12 protein-coding genes are annotated in these 14957 nt (G+C 70.4%); 11 read left to right on the forward strand and 1 reads right to left on the reverse strand.

Features of this window, described 5'->3' with window-relative positions:
- Positions 1 to 6: 6 nt before the first annotated feature.
- From AB0I66_RS05280 to AB0I66_RS05300, 5 genes are all read left to right on the forward strand, one after another.
- Positions 7 to 834, forward strand: coding sequence for a carbohydrate ABC transporter permease (locus AB0I66_RS05280; RefSeq protein ID WP_363206323.1), 828 nt, complete (start codon positions 7 to 9; stop codon positions 832 to 834).
- Entirely contained in the window at positions 831 to 1880 is a 1050-nt protein-coding gene (locus AB0I66_RS05285; protein WP_363206324.1) for a LacI family DNA-binding transcriptional regulator, read from the forward strand. Before AB0I66_RS05280 ends, AB0I66_RS05285 begins: the two co-directional genes overlap by 4 nt.
- 53 nt (positions 1881 to 1933) lie before the next feature.
- Entirely contained in the window at positions 1934 to 3868 is a 1935-nt protein-coding gene (locus tag AB0I66_RS05290; protein WP_363206325.1) for a cellulase family glycosylhydrolase, read from the forward strand.
- Positions 3865 to 6162 (forward strand): glycoside hydrolase family 3 N-terminal domain-containing protein, encoded by a 2298-nt coding sequence (locus AB0I66_RS05295; RefSeq protein WP_363206326.1) that lies wholly within the window; start codon positions 3865 to 3867, stop codon positions 6160 to 6162. Before AB0I66_RS05290 ends, AB0I66_RS05295 begins: the two co-directional genes overlap by 4 nt.
- A gap of 97 nt (positions 6163 to 6259) precedes the next feature.
- Entirely contained in the window at positions 6260 to 6778 is a 519-nt protein-coding gene (locus tag AB0I66_RS05300; protein ID WP_363206327.1) for a methylated-DNA--[protein]-cysteine S-methyltransferase, read from the forward strand.
- Here the strand turns inward: AB0I66_RS05300 and AB0I66_RS05305 are convergent.
- On the reverse strand, positions 6775 to 7542 hold the full coding sequence (locus AB0I66_RS05305; RefSeq protein WP_363206328.1) for an IclR family transcriptional regulator: 768 nt from the start codon (positions 7540 to 7542) through the stop codon (positions 6775 to 6777). The two genes, AB0I66_RS05300 and AB0I66_RS05305, sit on opposite strands and share 4 nt — an antisense overlap.
- Before the next feature lie 254 nt (positions 7543 to 7796).
- On the opposite strand from AB0I66_RS05305, the gene AB0I66_RS05310 reads away from it, so the two are divergent.
- Genes AB0I66_RS05310 through mmsB form a run of 6 tightly spaced genes read left to right on the forward strand, consistent with a single transcriptional unit; the run spans position 7797 to position 14941 of the window.
- Complete coding sequence (locus AB0I66_RS05310; RefSeq protein WP_363206329.1) at positions 7797 to 8957, forward strand: mandelate racemase/muconate lactonizing enzyme family protein; 1161 nt, start codon at positions 7797 to 7799, stop codon at positions 8955 to 8957.
- Positions 8954 to 9973, forward strand: a complete 1020-nt coding sequence (locus tag AB0I66_RS05315) for an alcohol dehydrogenase catalytic domain-containing protein (RefSeq protein ID WP_363206330.1) — start codon at positions 8954 to 8956, stop codon at positions 9971 to 9973. The genes AB0I66_RS05310 and AB0I66_RS05315 overlap by 4 nt, the downstream gene beginning before the upstream one ends.
- 33 nt (positions 9974 to 10006) lie before the next feature.
- Positions 10007 to 11023, forward strand: a complete 1017-nt coding sequence (locus AB0I66_RS05320) for a hypothetical protein (protein ID WP_363206331.1) — start codon at positions 10007 to 10009, stop codon at positions 11021 to 11023.
- A 3-nt stretch (positions 11024 to 11026) separates the two neighbouring features.
- Positions 11027 to 12145: a multiple monosaccharide ABC transporter substrate-binding protein gene (chvE, locus tag AB0I66_RS05325; protein WP_363206332.1), complete on the forward strand. Its 1119-nt coding sequence runs from the start codon at positions 11027 to 11029 to the stop codon at positions 12143 to 12145.
- Entirely contained in the window at positions 12142 to 13701 is a 1560-nt protein-coding gene (gene mmsA, locus AB0I66_RS05330) for a multiple monosaccharide ABC transporter ATP-binding protein (protein ID WP_363206333.1), read from the forward strand. The genes chvE and mmsA overlap by 4 nt, the downstream gene beginning before the upstream one ends.
- Positions 13702 to 13711: 10 nt before the next feature.
- A complete protein-coding gene (gene mmsB / locus AB0I66_RS05335) occupies positions 13712 to 14941 on the forward strand; it encodes a multiple monosaccharide ABC transporter permease (protein ID WP_363206334.1) in 1230 nt (409 codons plus the stop codon).
- Positions 14942 to 14957 lie beyond the last annotated feature (16 nt).

The following is a 14957-nucleotide window of genomic DNA, read 5'->3' on the forward strand; positions in this document are numbered from 1 at the left end:
GTCACTGTGAAACACGGAAAGTCCTGGCTGCCCGCTCACATCGTGGCGTGGGCGTACGCGGCGCTGCTCGTCGTCCCCCTCTACTACCTGCTCGCCTCCGCCTTCAAGACGAACGAGCAGATCTTCGCAAGCCCCTTCTCACTGCCCACCTCACTGTCCTTCGGCAACTTCGGCACGGCCTTCGAGAGCGCCGACCTGGGGCTCGCGGTCGTCAACTCGGCGCTGGTGACGGTCTTTTCGCTGGTGCTGACGCTGGCGCTCGCGATTCCGGCGGCGTTCGCGATCGCCCGCGCGACGGGCCCGCTCGGCGCGTTCGTGGAGAAGGTCTTCTCCCTCGGCTTCCTCATCCCGACGTTCGCCGCGCTCTTCCCGACGTTCCTGCTCGCCGCGGCGACGGGCTTGTTCCACACCCGCTTGTTCATGGTGCTCTTCCTGCCCGCCACCGCGATGCCGCTGTCCGTCGTCATCCTGGTGCAGTTCATGCGGACCATCCCCAAGGAGATGGAGGAGGCGGCGCGGATGGACGGCGCGTCGACGTTCGCGGTCCTGCGGCACGTCTACACGCCGATGTGTCTGCCCGGCATCGCGACGGTGCTGCTCCTGAACTTCCTGACGTTCTGGAACGAGTACCTCTACTCGCTCGTCATCATCGGCCCCGACCCGTCCCAGCGCACCGTGCAGGTCGCCCTGCCCACCCTCAAGTCCCTGACGGGGACGGATTACGGGGTGCTGACCGCCGGTACGGTACTGACTCTCGTACCGGTATGGGCCGTCTACACGGTGCTGCAGAAGCGGATGCAGCAGGCCCTCGTCAGTGGGGCGGTGAAGATGTGAACGGGTCGATCACGTCGGGCAGGGACAGCGGCGGGCGTCCGACGATCAAGGCGGTCGCCGCGGCGGCCGGGGTCTCCACGGCCGCCGTCTCGCAGGCCTTCAACGCCAAGGGCCGCATCTCCGAGGCCACCCGGCGCCGCATCCTGGACGCCGCGGCCGAGCTCGGCTGGTCGCCCAGCGCCACGGCCACGGCGCTGCGCAGCGCGCGCACCCGCACGCTCGCCCTCGTGGTGCGCCGCCCCACCGACGTGCTCGGCGCCGACCCGCACTTCAGCGAGCTGATCACCGGCCTGGAGGGCGAACTGGCGCCGCGCGGCTACGGCTTGCTGCTCCACCTGGTCACGGACGTGGCCGAGGAGAGCGCGCTGTACGAGCGTCTGGCCGCCGAGGGCCGCGTGGACGGCGCCGTCCTGACCGACGCCCGCGCCGACGATCCACGCCCGCCGCTCCTGCGCTGCCTGGGGCTGCCCGCCGTGCTGCTCGGCGCGCCCCACCCGGACGCGCCCGTGCCCACCGTGGGCCTGGGCAACCAGGGCGCCGGCATACACGAGGCCGTCGACCACCTCATGGAGCTCGGCCACCGACGCATCGCCTATGTGTCGGGGCCCGGCGAACTGCTGCACACCGGGCTGCGCCGGTCGGTATTCGAAGAGACCCTGCTGCTCAAGGGACTTGCGCCCGCCGCCGTCCTGAGCACCGACTTCTCCGAGGCGGCGGCGGTCGCCGCGACGGAGGAACTCCTCGGCATGGCGGAGCGCCCCACCGCCGTCATGTACGCCAACGACTCCATGGCGGTGTGCGGCATCGGCGCGGCCCAACGCGCCGGCCTGCGCGTCCCGGACGACCTGTCCGTCGTCGGCTACGACAACCTTCCGATCGGCCGCTGGCTGCACCCGCGTCTGACGACCGTCGACCAGCAGGTGCAGCGGGTCGGCGCGGCCGCCGCGCGGGCGCTGCTCGCGCAGTGCGGCGAGGACGTGCCGCCCGTGTCGCTCGACGACCGGCCACGCCTTGTCGTCCGCGAGTCGACGGGCCCCGCCCACTGACCGCCGCTTCAGATCACCTCTCCACCCCCGCACGGAAAGACCTGAGTACCACCATGCGACGCCACAGCGCCCAGCTCACCCACGACTCCGCCGTCCTGCCCTGGATCGGCGCCAACTTCTGGTCCCGTACCGGCGGTCCGCTGATGTGGCGGAACTACGACCCGAAGACGGTCCGGGAGGAACTCTCCGTGCTGCGTGAGCACGGCCTGACGATGACCCGCTCGTTCTTCTACTGGCCGGACTTCCACCCCGAACCGCACCGGATCGACGAGGAGTTGTGCGACCGCTTCCGCGACTTCCTCGACGCGCACACCGAGGCGGGCATGGGCACGGTGCCCACCTTCATCGTCGGGCACATGTCGGGCGAGAACTGGGACCCGGCGTGGCGCGGGGACCGCGACCTGTACGAGGACGTGTGGCTCGTCGGCCGCCAGGCGTGGTTCGTGTCGCAGATGACGCGCCGCTTCAAGGACCACCCGGCCGTCACCGGCTGGCTCATCACCAACGAGATGCCGGGCTACGGCCGCATCTACCAGGTGGACCCGCCGTCGAGCGATGTCGTCACCGCCTGGGCCCAGTTCATGTGCGACGCGGTACGCGCGGCGGGCGGCACCCAGCCGGTGTCGCTCGGCGACGGCGCGTGGGGCATCGAGGTGACGGGCCGCGACAACGGCTTCTCTCTGCGGGACACGGCCGAGTACGTCGACTTCGTGGGCCCGCACGTCTACCGCTCCGACACGGACCGCGTACGTCAGCACTACCGCGCCGCGTTCGAGTGCGAGCTGGCCGGAGTCACCGAACAGCCGGTGATCCTGGAGGAGTTCGGCCTCTCCACGGACACCGTGTCGGCCGAGAACGCGGGCATCTACTACCGCCAGACGCTCCACAACTCCCTCCTCGGCGGCGCGACCGGCTGGATGGCCTGGAACAACACCGACTACGACGACCTGTGGGACCAGTCGCCGTACGACCATCACCCCTTCGAGATGCACTTCGGCATCACGGACAGCACGGGCACTCCAAAGGCCCCACTCCACGAACTCGCCGCGTTCTCAACCGTGTTGAAGCAGGTCGACTTCGCCCGCTGCCGCCGCTCGGACGCGGAAGCGGCGCTCGTCGTGCCCGCCTTCCTGGAGCGCGGCTACCCCTACAGCCGCCCCGCCGACCGGCCGCTGATCTTCACCTCCCTCCACCAGGGATACGTCGCCGCGCGCGGGGCCGACCTCCCGGTGGGCCTGATGCGCGAGGCGGACGGGCTTCCCGGGGACGCGGCGCTGTATCTCCTGCCGTCCACCCGGCAGTTGACCACCCGCACCCGGCGCGAGCTGGAGCGGCGGGCCCGCGAGGGCGCCACCGTGTATCTCTCGTTCTGCTCCGGCGAGCACCCCGGGACGCGCGGCCCGTGGTTCGACGACCTGGACGGTCTCTTCGGGGTCGAGCTCCAGCTCACCTATGGAGTGGCCGAACCCATCGAGGACGACGTCCTCGAGATGACCTTCACCGAGGAGTTCGGGGGCATCGCGGCGGGCGAGACCCTGCGCTTCCCGGTCGCCGGAAACGAGGACAGCCGCGCCTATCTGCCGGTCGTGCCGACCGGGGCGCGCGTCGTGGCGAAGGACGCGCACGGCCGCCCGGCGCTCCTCGTCCACGAGACGGGGCGGGGCCGCACGGTCCTCGCCACCTACCCCCTGGAGCACATGGCCGCGCGCACGGCCCGCGTCAACCCCGAGCAGACGCACCGGCTGTACGCGGCCCTTGCCGAACTCGCGGGCGTGGAGCGGCCGGTCACCGTCGAGAGCCCGTACATATCGGCGGACGCCCTGGTGCACGAGGACGGGCGGCGCTTCGTGTGGCTGGTCAGCCAGTCGGACGAGGAGCTGACGGCGCGTCCCTCGGTGAAGGGTTCGCTGCACGACCGGGAGACCGGCGAGGCGGTGGAGGAGGTGCGGCTCGCCCCGTTCGGCGTGCGCGTCCTCGAACAGCGATGAGCGGGCCGCTGTACCGGCAGGCGGACGCCCCGGTCGCCGACCGGGTGCGCGATCTGCTCTCCCGGATGACGCTCACCGAGAAGGTGGGCCAGGTCAACCAGCGGATGTACGGCTGGGACGCCTACGAGCGCACGGCCGACCCTCGGGACGGACACCGCCTGACGGACGCCTTCCGCGCCGAGGTCGCCGCGTTCGACGGGATGGGCGCGCTGTACGGCCTTCAGCGGGCCGACCCGTGGTCGGGCGTGACGCTCGCGGACGGCATCACCGCGGCGGACGCGGCGCGGGTGGCCGACTCGGTGCAGCGGCACGTCATGTCGAGCACCCGGCTCGGCATCCCGGTCCTCCTCGTCGAGGAGGTCCCGCACGGCCATCAGGCCCTGGACGGCACGGTCCTGCCGGTGAATCTCGCGGTGGGCGCGACCTGGGACCCGGAACTGTACGAGGCCGCGGCGGCGGGCGCGGCGGCCGAGCTGCGCGCCCGGGGCGGCCATGTCGCCCTCGTCTCCGCGCTCGACCTCGTCCGGGATCCACGCTGGGGCCGCGCCGAGGAGTGCTTCGGCGAGGACCCGTATCTGGCGGCGCGCTTCACGGAGGCGCTCGTGCGGGGCATGCAGGGCGGCGGCACCTCGTACGCCCCGGACCGGGCGGCGGTCGTGCTCAAGCACTTCGCAGGGCAGGGCGCGACGGTCGGCGGCCGCAACAGCGCGGCCACGGAGCTCGGCCCGCGCGAACTCCACGAGATCCACCTGGTCGCGGCGCGGGCGGGAGCTCGCGCCGGGGCGGCCGGCGTCATGGCCGCGTACAACGAGTTCGACGGTCTGCCGTGCGCGGCCAACCGCGCGCTGCTCACCGGTCTGCTGCGCGAGCGCTGGGGGTTCACCGGTCTGGTCATGGCCGACGGGTGCGCGCTCGACCGTCTCGTGCGTCTCGCCGGTGACCCGGTCGCCGCGGGCGCGCTCGCGCTGGACGCGGGCACCGACCTGAGCCTGTGGGACGGCTGCTTCCCCCGGCTCGCGGAGGCGGTGGAGCGGGGCCTGGTCTCCGAGGACGCCCTGGACGCGGCGGTCGCCCGCGTCCTGACGCTGAAGTTCCGTCTGGGTCTCTTCGAGCGGCCCTACATCGGCGAGCAGACTGGTGAGAACGCGCACGCCATGGAGGAGCTGAGCGAGCGGCTGGCCCGCGAGTCCGTCGTCCTCCTGGGCCACGACGGGGCGACCCTCCCCCTGGCGACCCCTCCCCGCATCGCCGTCATCGGCCCGAACGCCGACGCGCTCCCCCAGCAGCTCGGCGACTACACCGCGCCGCAACGCCCCGGCACCGGCCTGACCGTCCTCGACGGCATCAGGGCGGTTGCGCCGCAAGGGGTCGACGTGACGTACGCGCGGGGCTGTGAGCTGGTCGGCGACGACCGCGCCGGGATCGCGGAGGCGGTGGCGCTCGCCGCGAGCGCGGACACGGCCGTGCTCGTGCTCGGCGGGTCCAGCGCACGGGAGGCCGACACGCGCTTCGACAGCAACGGCGCGGCCGTCGTCGCCTCGGGCGCCCCGGTGGGCATGATCTGCGGCGAAGGGGTCGACCTCGCCGACTTGAGTCTGCCGGGCGGCCAGTCGGCGCTGCTCGACGCCGTGGCCGCCACCGGCACGCCCGTCGTCGTGGTCCTCGTCCAGGGGCGGCCGCATGCCGTGCCGGAGCTGTCCGGGCAGGCCCGTGCCGTGCTCTGCGCCTGGTATCCGGGACCGTGGGGAGGCCGGGCGGTGGCCGACGTGCTCTTCGGGCGCGCGGAACCCGTGGGGCGGCTTCCGGTCTCCGTGCCGCGCTCGGCCGCCCAGCTGCCGGTGTTCTACAACGCCAAGGATCACGGCTACCGGGGTTACGTCGACCAGCCCGCCACCGCGCTGCACGCCTTCGGCCACGGGCTCTCGTACACGACCGTCGAGTACGGGGAGCCCCGCCTCTCGCGCACCCGGGCCCCGGTCACCGACCCGGCGCTCACCTGCACCGTCGCCGTGACGAACACGGGCGCGCGCCCCGTGCGGGAGACCGTGCAGCTCTATGTGCGCCGCCTTTCGGGATCCTGTTCCTGGCCGCGCGTCCGTGAGCTGCGGGGCTTCGCCCGCGTGGACCTGGCCCCCGGCGAGCGGGCCGAGGTCGCCTTCGTCGTCGAGGCGGATACCCTTGCCTCGCTGGACCGCGCCCTGGAGTCCGTCGTGGAGCCGGGCGAGCTCCTCCTTGAGACCGGACCTTCGTCCGACCGCACGAGCGGCGCCCGTCTGACGCTGACACCCTCATGAGCGCCACGTCCGAATCCCGCCAGCCGCGCGCCCCCGTACCCCCGCAGACTTGGGGACGTCACCGGGGACAGGTCGCCGGGGTGAGAGGGAGCACCTGATGAGCAAGGTCATGGCCAAGGCCGTCTACACGACCGTCGAGAGCCCGCTGGGCGAGCTGCTGCTGGTCGGCGAGGAGTCGGCCACCGCGCACGGCGGCATCGCGCTGGCGTCGCTGTCCCTGCCGGGACAGAAGGGCGGCGTCGTCGTCCAGGACGGGTGGGTGCGCGACGACGAGGCCTTCGCCGTGATCGCCGGGCAGCTGCGCGCGTACTTCGACGGGACCCTGACGCGTTTTGACATCCAGTACGCGAGCGGCGTCGGCACCGACTTCCAGCGGCGGGTCTGGCAGGCCCTCGACACCCTCCCGTACGGCACGACCACGACGTACGGGAAGCTCGCCGAACAGCTCGGCCTCTCGCGTGTGGCGGTGCGCGCCCTGGGCACGGCGATCGGACGCAACCCGCTGCTCGTCGTCCGCCCCTGCCACCGGGTCATCGGCGCCGACGGCTCACTGACCGGGTACGCGGGTGGCCTGGAGGCCAAGCGGCGGCTCCTGGACCTTGAGTCGGCGCACTAGCGTCCGCGGTGGCCCAGGCGCTCCGAGAGGTCACCCGCGCCCTTGGCCGCCAGCTCGGCCAGTTCCTCTTCACGCTGCTCGCTCCAGCGGATCATCGGCACAGAGATGGAGAGCGCTGCGACGACTTGACCCGCGCTGTCGCGGACCGGGGCGGCCACGCAGCTGACGTCCGGGTTCGACTCGCGGTGTTCGGCCGCGACACCGCGCTCCCGGATGTCGGCGAGCGCGGCGAGCAGCGCGTCCGGCTCCGTGATGCTGTTCTGCGTCATCGCCGCCAACTCCCGCCCCGCGAGCCGGGATTCGAGCTCCGTCTGGGGCAGCGAGGCGAGCAGCATCTTGCCGACCGACGTGCAGTGGGCGGGCAGTTTGCGGCCCGCGGCGGAGACCATGCGCACGGCGTGCGTGGAGTCCACCTTGGCGATGTAGATGACGTCCGTGTCCTCCAGGACCGCCACGTGGACCGTCTCGTCGCAGGTCTCGGCGACCTCGCGGGCCACCTGCTGGCCCTCCGCGGCGAGGTCGAGCTGCTCCGCGTACCGGCTGCCGAGCTGGTAGGCCCGTACGCCGAGGCGGTATCGACCCGTCTGGTCCGGTATCTGGACAAGGTACGAGCGGGCGGCGAGGGTGGTGAGCAGTTCGTGCACGGTGGTCCGCGGCAGCCGGAGCCTGCGGGTGACCTCGGGGGCTGACAGCGTCCCGTCGCCCTCCAGGAACAGTTCCAGTATGTCCAGCGCCCTGGTCACCGCGGGAACGAGTCGTCCCATGGTCGGCCTCCCACCCCGTGCGGCCGAAATCGCGTCCACGTCAGGCTTGCAGACGCGTCCGAAACTTCGGTCAACGATCGATATGACGAACACAGGCTAGACACAGCGACGTTCGACGCGCAACGGCCCGAGGGTCACGGGTCGGCCCAAGACCGTTTCGCGCGACCCATTGACACCCTGCCGCCTGCGTGAATACGGTCACGCCAACATTTCGAACGTGTGACGAAATACCGAACAACCAAGGGGCAACTGCCTTGCGTATTACGGGAATCAGCACGCACGTGGTGGGGACGCCGTGGCGCAATCTCACCTACGTCCAGGTCCATACCGACGAGGGGCTCACCGGCGTCGGCGAGACCCGCATGCTCGGCCACACCGACGCCCTGCTCGGCTACCTCCGCGAGGCGGCGGCCAATCACGTCGTGGGGTCCGATCCGTTCGCGGTCGAGGACCTCGTGCGGCGGATGAAGTACGGCGACTACGGCCGGGCCGGCGAGATCGTCATGTCGGGCATCGCCTGTGTGGAGATGGCCTGCTGGGACATCAAGGGCAAGGCGCTCGGCGTGCCGGTCTGGCAGCTTCTGGGCGGCAAGGTCACCGACAAGGTCAAGGCCTACGCGAACGGCTGGTACACCACCGAGCGCACTCCTGAGGCCTACCACAAGGCCGCACAGGCCGTGATGGAGCGCGGCTACCGCGCCCTGAAGATCGACCCGTTCGGGACCGGGCACTTCGAGCTCGACCAGGCGGGCACGTCGTACGCGGTCTCGCTCATCGAGGCGGTGCGGGACGCGATCGGTCCGGACGCCGAGCTGATGCTGGAGATGCACGGCCGGTTCAGCCCGTCCACCGCCGTGCGCCTCGCGCGGGAACTGGCGCCGTTCAAGCCGGCCTGGCTCGAGGAGCCGGTGCCGCCGGAGAACCTCAAGGCCCTGGAGAAGGTCGCCGCCAAGGTCGACATGCCGATCGCCACCGGCGAGCGCATCCACGACCGGATCGAGTTCCGCGAGCTCTTCGAGTCGCAGGCCGCGGACATCATCCAGCCGGACGTCGGCCACATCGGCGGCATCCTGGAGACCCGCAAGCTGGCCGCGACCGCGGAGACGCACTACACGCTGGTCGCGCCGCACAACGTCGGCGGCTCGGTGCTGACCGCGGCCTCGCTCCAAGTCGCCGCCTGCACGCCCAACTTCAAGATCCTGGAGCACTTCAACGACTTCGCGGACGCGGAGATCAAGAAGGTCGTCAAGGGCGCTCCCCAGGTCGTCGACGGCTACTTCGAGGTGTCGCACGAACCGGGCCTCGGCGTCGAGCTCGACACGGACGCGGCGGCCGAGTTCCCGCAGCAGCAGGCGCGGTTCGACCTGTGGGCCGAGGGCTGGGAGAAGCGCGCCCCCAAGGCGGCCGGCGCGTGAGCGGCGACTCACGCGCGATCGTCGTCGACCGGCCGGGCGAGCACCGGCTCACGGTCGGGGCGCGGCCCGAGCCGGGACCCGGTGAGGTCCTGGTCAGGGTGGCGGCGGCGGGGATCTGCATGAGCGACCGCGAGGTGTACGACGGTCATCGGGACCCCGCCTACGTGCGCTATCCGGTGATCCCCGGGCACGAGTGGTCCGGCACCGTCGAGGCCACCGGCGAGGGCGTCGACCCGACGCTCACCGGGCAGAAGACCGTCGCCGAGGGGTTCCGGGCCTGCGGGACCTGCGAGCGCTGCCGCGAGGGCGAGACGAGCCTGTGCGGCGGCGGCTACGCGGAGACCGGCTTCACCGAGCCCGGTGCCTTCGCCGACCACGTCGTCGTGCCCGCCCGGCTGTTGCACCTCCTGCCCGCGGACGCGGACCTGGCCGCCGCGGCCCTGCTCGAACCCGCCGCGGTGATCGCCGGCGCGGTGCGGACGGGGCGGCCGAGGCCCGGCGAGCGGATCGCGGTGGTCGGTGCGGGCACCCTCGGGATGCTGGCGGTGCAGCTCCTCGCCGCGGCCTCGCCCGGCGAGCTCGTCGTGATCGACCCGCGGGCCGAGCGCGGCCGCCAGGCACTTGAGTTCGGGGCGAGCGAGAGCCTGACGCCCGCCGAGGCGGAGGGGTACCACGGCCGTTTCGACCTCGTGGTGGAGACCGCGGGGGCGCCGACCACGGCCGCCTCTTCGTGTCTGCTCGCGCGCAGGGGCGGCCGGGTCGTGCTGACCGGCATGTTCACGCCCGGCGCGGCCGGCATCGACCCGGTGCATCTCTCGCTGAGTCAGCTGGAGGTGCGCAGCGTCTTCGGCGCGCCGTCCCGCGCCTGGTCGGACGCGGTCCGCGCGTTCGGGCTCGGCCTGCTCGACCCGGCGCCGCTCATCACGCACGAGTTCCCGCTGGAGCAGTTCGGCGAGGCGGTGGCGCTGGTCGGCGGCGGCGACCCGAAGACCGGGAAGGTGCTGCTGCGCCCCTGAGACGTGCCTGAGACGTACCCACCGAACCGACCAATGTCCGAAGTATCGAACACAGCAGAGTTCACTGCGTATGGGAGTCCCGTGACCAGCCCGTCAGCACCTCGCCGCCCCGGCGTCGACGCCCTCGCCCGCATCGGGCACCCCGTACCCGCCGTCGATCCGGCCGACGCGTCCCCGCACGCGTTCCCCGACGGCGGCACCTGGCGCACCGAGATCCCCTCCGTGGAGGGGCCGGAGGCGCTGGCCGTCGTCCTCAAGGAGAGCTCGCGGCTCGACGTGCCGGTCCACCGGATCAGCCAGGGCAGCGGCATCTGGATGCTCTCCGACGTCGAGATCACCGAGATGGTGGAGGCCTGCGCCGAGCGGGACATCGAGCTGTGCCTGTTCACCGGGCCGCGCGGCACCTGGGACATCGGTGCAGCGACCCGCACCGACTCCGGCGGCGCGGGGCTGCGCTCGCGCGGCCATGACGCGCTCGCCGGCTGCGTCGAAGACGCCGTGCGGGCCACCGAGTTGGGCGTGAAATGCCTCCTCGTCGCCGACGAGGGCGTGCTGTGGACGCTGCACCGGCTGCGGGTCGCCGGTGTGCTCCCCGCCGACACCACGTTCAAGGTGTCGGCCCTGATCGGCCCCGTCAACCCGGCGTCGTACGCGGTCTACGAGCGGCTCGGCGCCGACTCGCTCAACGTCCCGTCCGACCTCACCCTGGACCACTTCACGGAGATCCGCCGGACCAGCCGCGCCCCGATGGACCTGTACGTCGAGGCGCCCGACGACCTCGGCGGCTACGTCCGGATGTACGAGGCCGCCGAACTGATCCGGCGCGGCGCCCCGCTCTACCTCAAGTTCGGTCTGAGCAAGTCACCCGGCATCTACCCCTACGGTGCCCACCTGCGCGACCACACCCTGGACACCGCCCGCGAGCGGGTCCGGCGTGGCCGTCTCGCCCTCGACCTGCTCGCCCGGCACGGCGCGGACGGCGGGATGTCTCCGCTCGGCTCACGCCTGCCCGGCGAGCTCCAGCGCTTCCCCGTCCCGGAAGGGGACTGATCCATGAGAACCCGCATATCCCGCATGCGGCTCACCGCCGCGGTGGCCACCGTCGTCCTGCTCGGCTCGTTGACCGCCTGCGGCCAGGAGGCCAAGGGCGGCAGCCGCTATCAGCCCGAAGAGGGCAAGGGCAGCACCATCGGTCTCGCGATGCCCACCAAGTCCTCCGAGCGGTGGATAGCCGACGGCAACAACATGGCCGAGCAGTTCGAGAAGGCCGGCTACAAGACCGATCTGCAGTACGGCGACGACAAGGTCGAGAACCAGATCGCCCAGCTGGAGAACATGATCACCAAGGGGCGCAGTCTCCTGGTGGTCGCCGCCATCGACGGCTCCGCGCTCACCGAGGTCCTGCAGCGCGCGGCCGACGCGAACATCCCCGTGATCTCGTACGACCGCCTCATCCTCGGCACGGAGAACGTCGACTACTACGCGTCGTTCGACAACGAGCGCGTCGGCCGTCTGGAAGCCCAGTACATCGTCGACAAGCTGAAGCTGGGCAAGCCCGAGAAGGGCGGCGACGCCAAGAACATCGAGTTGTTCGCGGGCTCACCGGACGACAACAACACCAAGTACTTCTGGAACGGCGCCATGAAGGTGCTCGAGCCGTACTTCAAGAGCGGCCAGCTCACCGTCCGCAGCAAGCAGACGAAGATGAACCAGGCGACCACGCTGCGCTGGGACGGCGGCACCGCGCAGAAGCGCATGGACGACCTGATCAGCAAGAACTACGGCTCCGCGAAGGTCGACGCGGTCCTCTCGCCGTACGACGGGATCTCGATCGGGATCATCTCCGCGCTGAAGAGCGCGGGTTACGGCTCCAAGAGCCAGCCGCTGCCGGTCATCACCGGGCAGGACGCGGAGCTCGCGTCGGTGAAGTCCATCATCCGGGGCGAGCAGACGCAGACGGTGTTCAAGGACACCCGCAAGCTGGCCAAGCAGACGGTCGCCATGGGTGACGCGGTCCTGAACGACAAGAAGCCCAAGGTGAACAACACCGAGGACTACAACAACGGCAAGAAGACCGTGCCGTCCTTCCTTCTCGACCCGGTCAGCATCGACAAGTCCAACACCCAACTCCTCGTCGACGAGGGCTACTTCAAGGCAGGGCAGCTCTCATGAGCGGGCCCGTGCTGGAGATGCGCGGCATCACCAAGACGTTCCCCGGCGTCAAGGCGCTCTCCGACGTGAACCTGACCGTGCGCCCCGGGGAGATCCACGCGATCTGCGGCGAGAACGGCGCGGGCAAGTCGACGCTGATGAAGGTCCTCAGCGGCGTCCACGAACACGGCAGTTACGACGGCGAGATCCACTTCGAGGGCCGGCAGATGGCCTTCAAGGACATCCGCGCCAGCGAGAAGCACGGCATCGTGATCATCCATCAGGAGCTGGCGCTCGTCCCGTATCTGTCCATCGCCGAGAACATCTTCCTGGGCAACGAACAGAGCACGCGGGGCTTCATCGACTGGAACGACACGCTGCGCAGGGCGAGCGCGCTGCTCAAGCGGGTCGGCCTGAAGGAGAAGCCGCAGACCCCGGTCGCCGACATCGGGGTGGGCAAGCAGCAGCTGGTCGAGATCGCCAAGGCCCTGTCGAAGGAGGTGAAGCTGCTCATCCTCGACGAGCCGACCGCCGCCTTGAACGACGAGGACAGCGCCAAGCTCCTCGACCTCATCCTGGAGCTGCGCGACCAGGGCATCGCCTGCATCATCATCTCGCACAAGCTGAACGAGATCAGGGCCATCACCGACTCGGTGACGATCCTGCGCGACGGGCAGACCATCGAGACCCTGACGGTGCGTGAGACGCCGTCCTCCGAACCGCAGGTGGCGGAGGACCGCATCATCCGCGGCATGGTCGGCCGCGACCTCGACCACCGCTTCCCCGACCGCACGCCCTACGAGGGCGAGGACGCCGGATCGCTCGCCCTGTCCGTCGAGGGCTGGACGGTGCGGCATCCGGTCGACCACCACCGCAAGGTCGTCGACGACGTGTCGCTCACCGTGCGGCGCGGCGAGATCGTCGGCATCGCGGGCCTGATGGGCGCGGGCCGCACCGAGCTCGCGATGTCCGTCTTCGGGCGTTCCTACGGCCAGTACGTCACGGGCACGGTGGCCGTCGGCGGGCGCGAGGTCCTGACGAAGAACGTGCCCGCCGCGGTCGACGCGGGGATCGCGTACGTCACCGAGGACCGCAAGCAGTACGGCCTCAACCTCATCGACAACATCAACCGCAACATCTCCCTGGCCTCGCTCTCGGGCATGCGACGGGGGGACGGATTCGTCGACGAACACAAGGAACGCTCCGTCTCCGAGCGCTACCGCAAGTCGATGAACATCAAGGCTCCCACCGTCTTCGAGCAGGTGGGGCGGCTCTCGGGCGGCAATCAGCAGAAGGTCGTCCTGAGCAAGTGGATCCACGCCGACCCCGAGGTCCTGATCCTCGACGAGCCGACGCGCGGCATCGACATCGGCGCGAAGTACGAGATCTACACCGTCATCGACAAGCTGGCGGCCTCGGGCAAGGCGGTGCTGTTCATCTCCTCCGAACTGTCCGAGCTGCTCGGGATGTGCGACCGGATCTACACGATGGCCGAGGGCCGGCTGACCGGTGAGGTCGACCGCGCGGACGCCACCCAGGAACTCCTGATGCGCCACATGACCAAGAACAGAAGCTGAGGCAGCCGCCATGACCACCACGACCACACCACCACGTGACGCGTCGTCCACACCGTCCGCCAAGGAGTCCACGGGTGCTCTGCTGCTGCAGAGCGTGCGCTCCAACATGCGCCAGTACGGCATGCTCGTCGCCCTGGCCTTCATCGTCATCCTGTTCCAGATCTGGACCGACGGCACGCTGCTCCTGCCGAACAACGTGTCCAACCTGATCCAGCAGAACGGCTACATCCTCATCCTGGCCATCGGCATGATGATCGTCATCATCGCCGGCCACATCGACCTGTCCGTCGGCTCCCTGGTCGCCTTCGTCGGCGCCATGTCGGCGGTGATGATGGTCAAGCACGACATGCCCTGGGTGCTCGCGCTCGTCCTCTCGCTCCTCATCGGCGCGGTCGCGGGAGCGTGGCAGGGCTTCTTCATCGCCTATGTCGGCATCCCGTCGTTCATCGTGACCCTGGCCGGGATGCTGCTCTTCCGCGGTCTCACGCAGATCGTCCTGGAGGGCCAGTCGCTCTCGCCGTTCCCCGAGGGCTTCCAGAACATCGCCAAGGGCTTCATCCCCGAGATGGGCCCGTACACGCAGTACCACAACCCGACGCTGGTGCTCGGCTTCGTGACGGTCGCGTTCCTGCTGTTCCGCGAGTGGCGCAGCCGCAAGCAGCAGCTGGCCTACGACCTCGACGTGATGCCGACGGGCCTGTGGGTGACCAAGCTGGTGGCGATCTCCGCCGCCGTCATCGCCTTCACGCTGACCCTCGCGAGCTTCCACGGCGTACCCGTGGTCCTCCTCATCATGTGCGGTCTGCTCATCACCCTCGGCTATGTGATGCGCAACGCGGTCGTCGGCCGCCACGTCTACGCGCTCGGCGGCAACAAGGCGGCGGCGAAGCTGTCCGGCGTCAAGGACAAGCGCGTCACCTTCCTGATCTTCGTGAACATGGGCGTCCTTGCCGCGCTCGCGGGCTGTGTGTACGCGGCGCGCCTGAACGCGGGCACCCCGCAGGCGGGCCTGAACTTCGAACTCGAGGCCATCGCGGCGGCGTTCATCGGCGGTGCGTCGATGAGCGGCGGCGTCGGCACGGTGATGGGCGCCGTGATCGGCGGCCTGGTGCTCGGCGTCCTCAACAACGGCATGTCCCTGGTGAACATCGGCACCGACTACCAGCAGGTCATCAAGGGCCTGGTGCTCCTTGCCGCGGTCGGGTTCGACGTCTGGAACAAGCGCAAGGTCGGCCGCTAGTCCTCTCCCCAACCTC

The sequence above is a fragment of the Streptomyces sp. NPDC050439 genome, from assembly GCF_040655335.1.
Lineage (GTDB): Bacteria > Actinomycetota > Actinomycetes > Streptomycetales > Streptomycetaceae > Streptomyces.

Coding starts and splice junctions, on each gene's coding strand:
- AB0I66_RS05290 (WP_363206325.1), top strand. CDS start 1,934: ATGCGACGCCACAGCGCCCAGCTCACCCACGACTCCGCCGTCCTGCCC.
- AB0I66_RS05295 (WP_363206326.1), top strand. CDS start 3,865: ATGAGCGGGCCGCTGTACCGGCAGGCGGACGCCCCGGTCGCCGACCGG.
- AB0I66_RS05300 (WP_363206327.1), top strand. CDS start 6,260: ATGAGCAAGGTCATGGCCAAGGCCGTCTACACGACCGTCGAGAGCCCG.
- AB0I66_RS05305 (WP_363206328.1), bottom strand. CDS start 7,542: ATGGGACGACTCGTTCCCGCGGTGACCAGGGCGCTGGACATACTGGAA.
- AB0I66_RS05320 (WP_363206331.1), top strand. CDS start 10,007: ATGTCCGAAGTATCGAACACAGCAGAGTTCACTGCGTATGGGAGTCCC.
- chvE (WP_363206332.1), top strand. CDS start 11,027: ATGAGAACCCGCATATCCCGCATGCGGCTCACCGCCGCGGTGGCCACC.
- mmsA (WP_363206333.1), top strand. CDS start 12,142: ATGAGCGGGCCCGTGCTGGAGATGCGCGGCATCACCAAGACGTTCCCC.
- mmsB (WP_363206334.1), top strand. CDS start 13,712: ATGACCACCACGACCACACCACCACGTGACGCGTCGTCCACACCGTCC.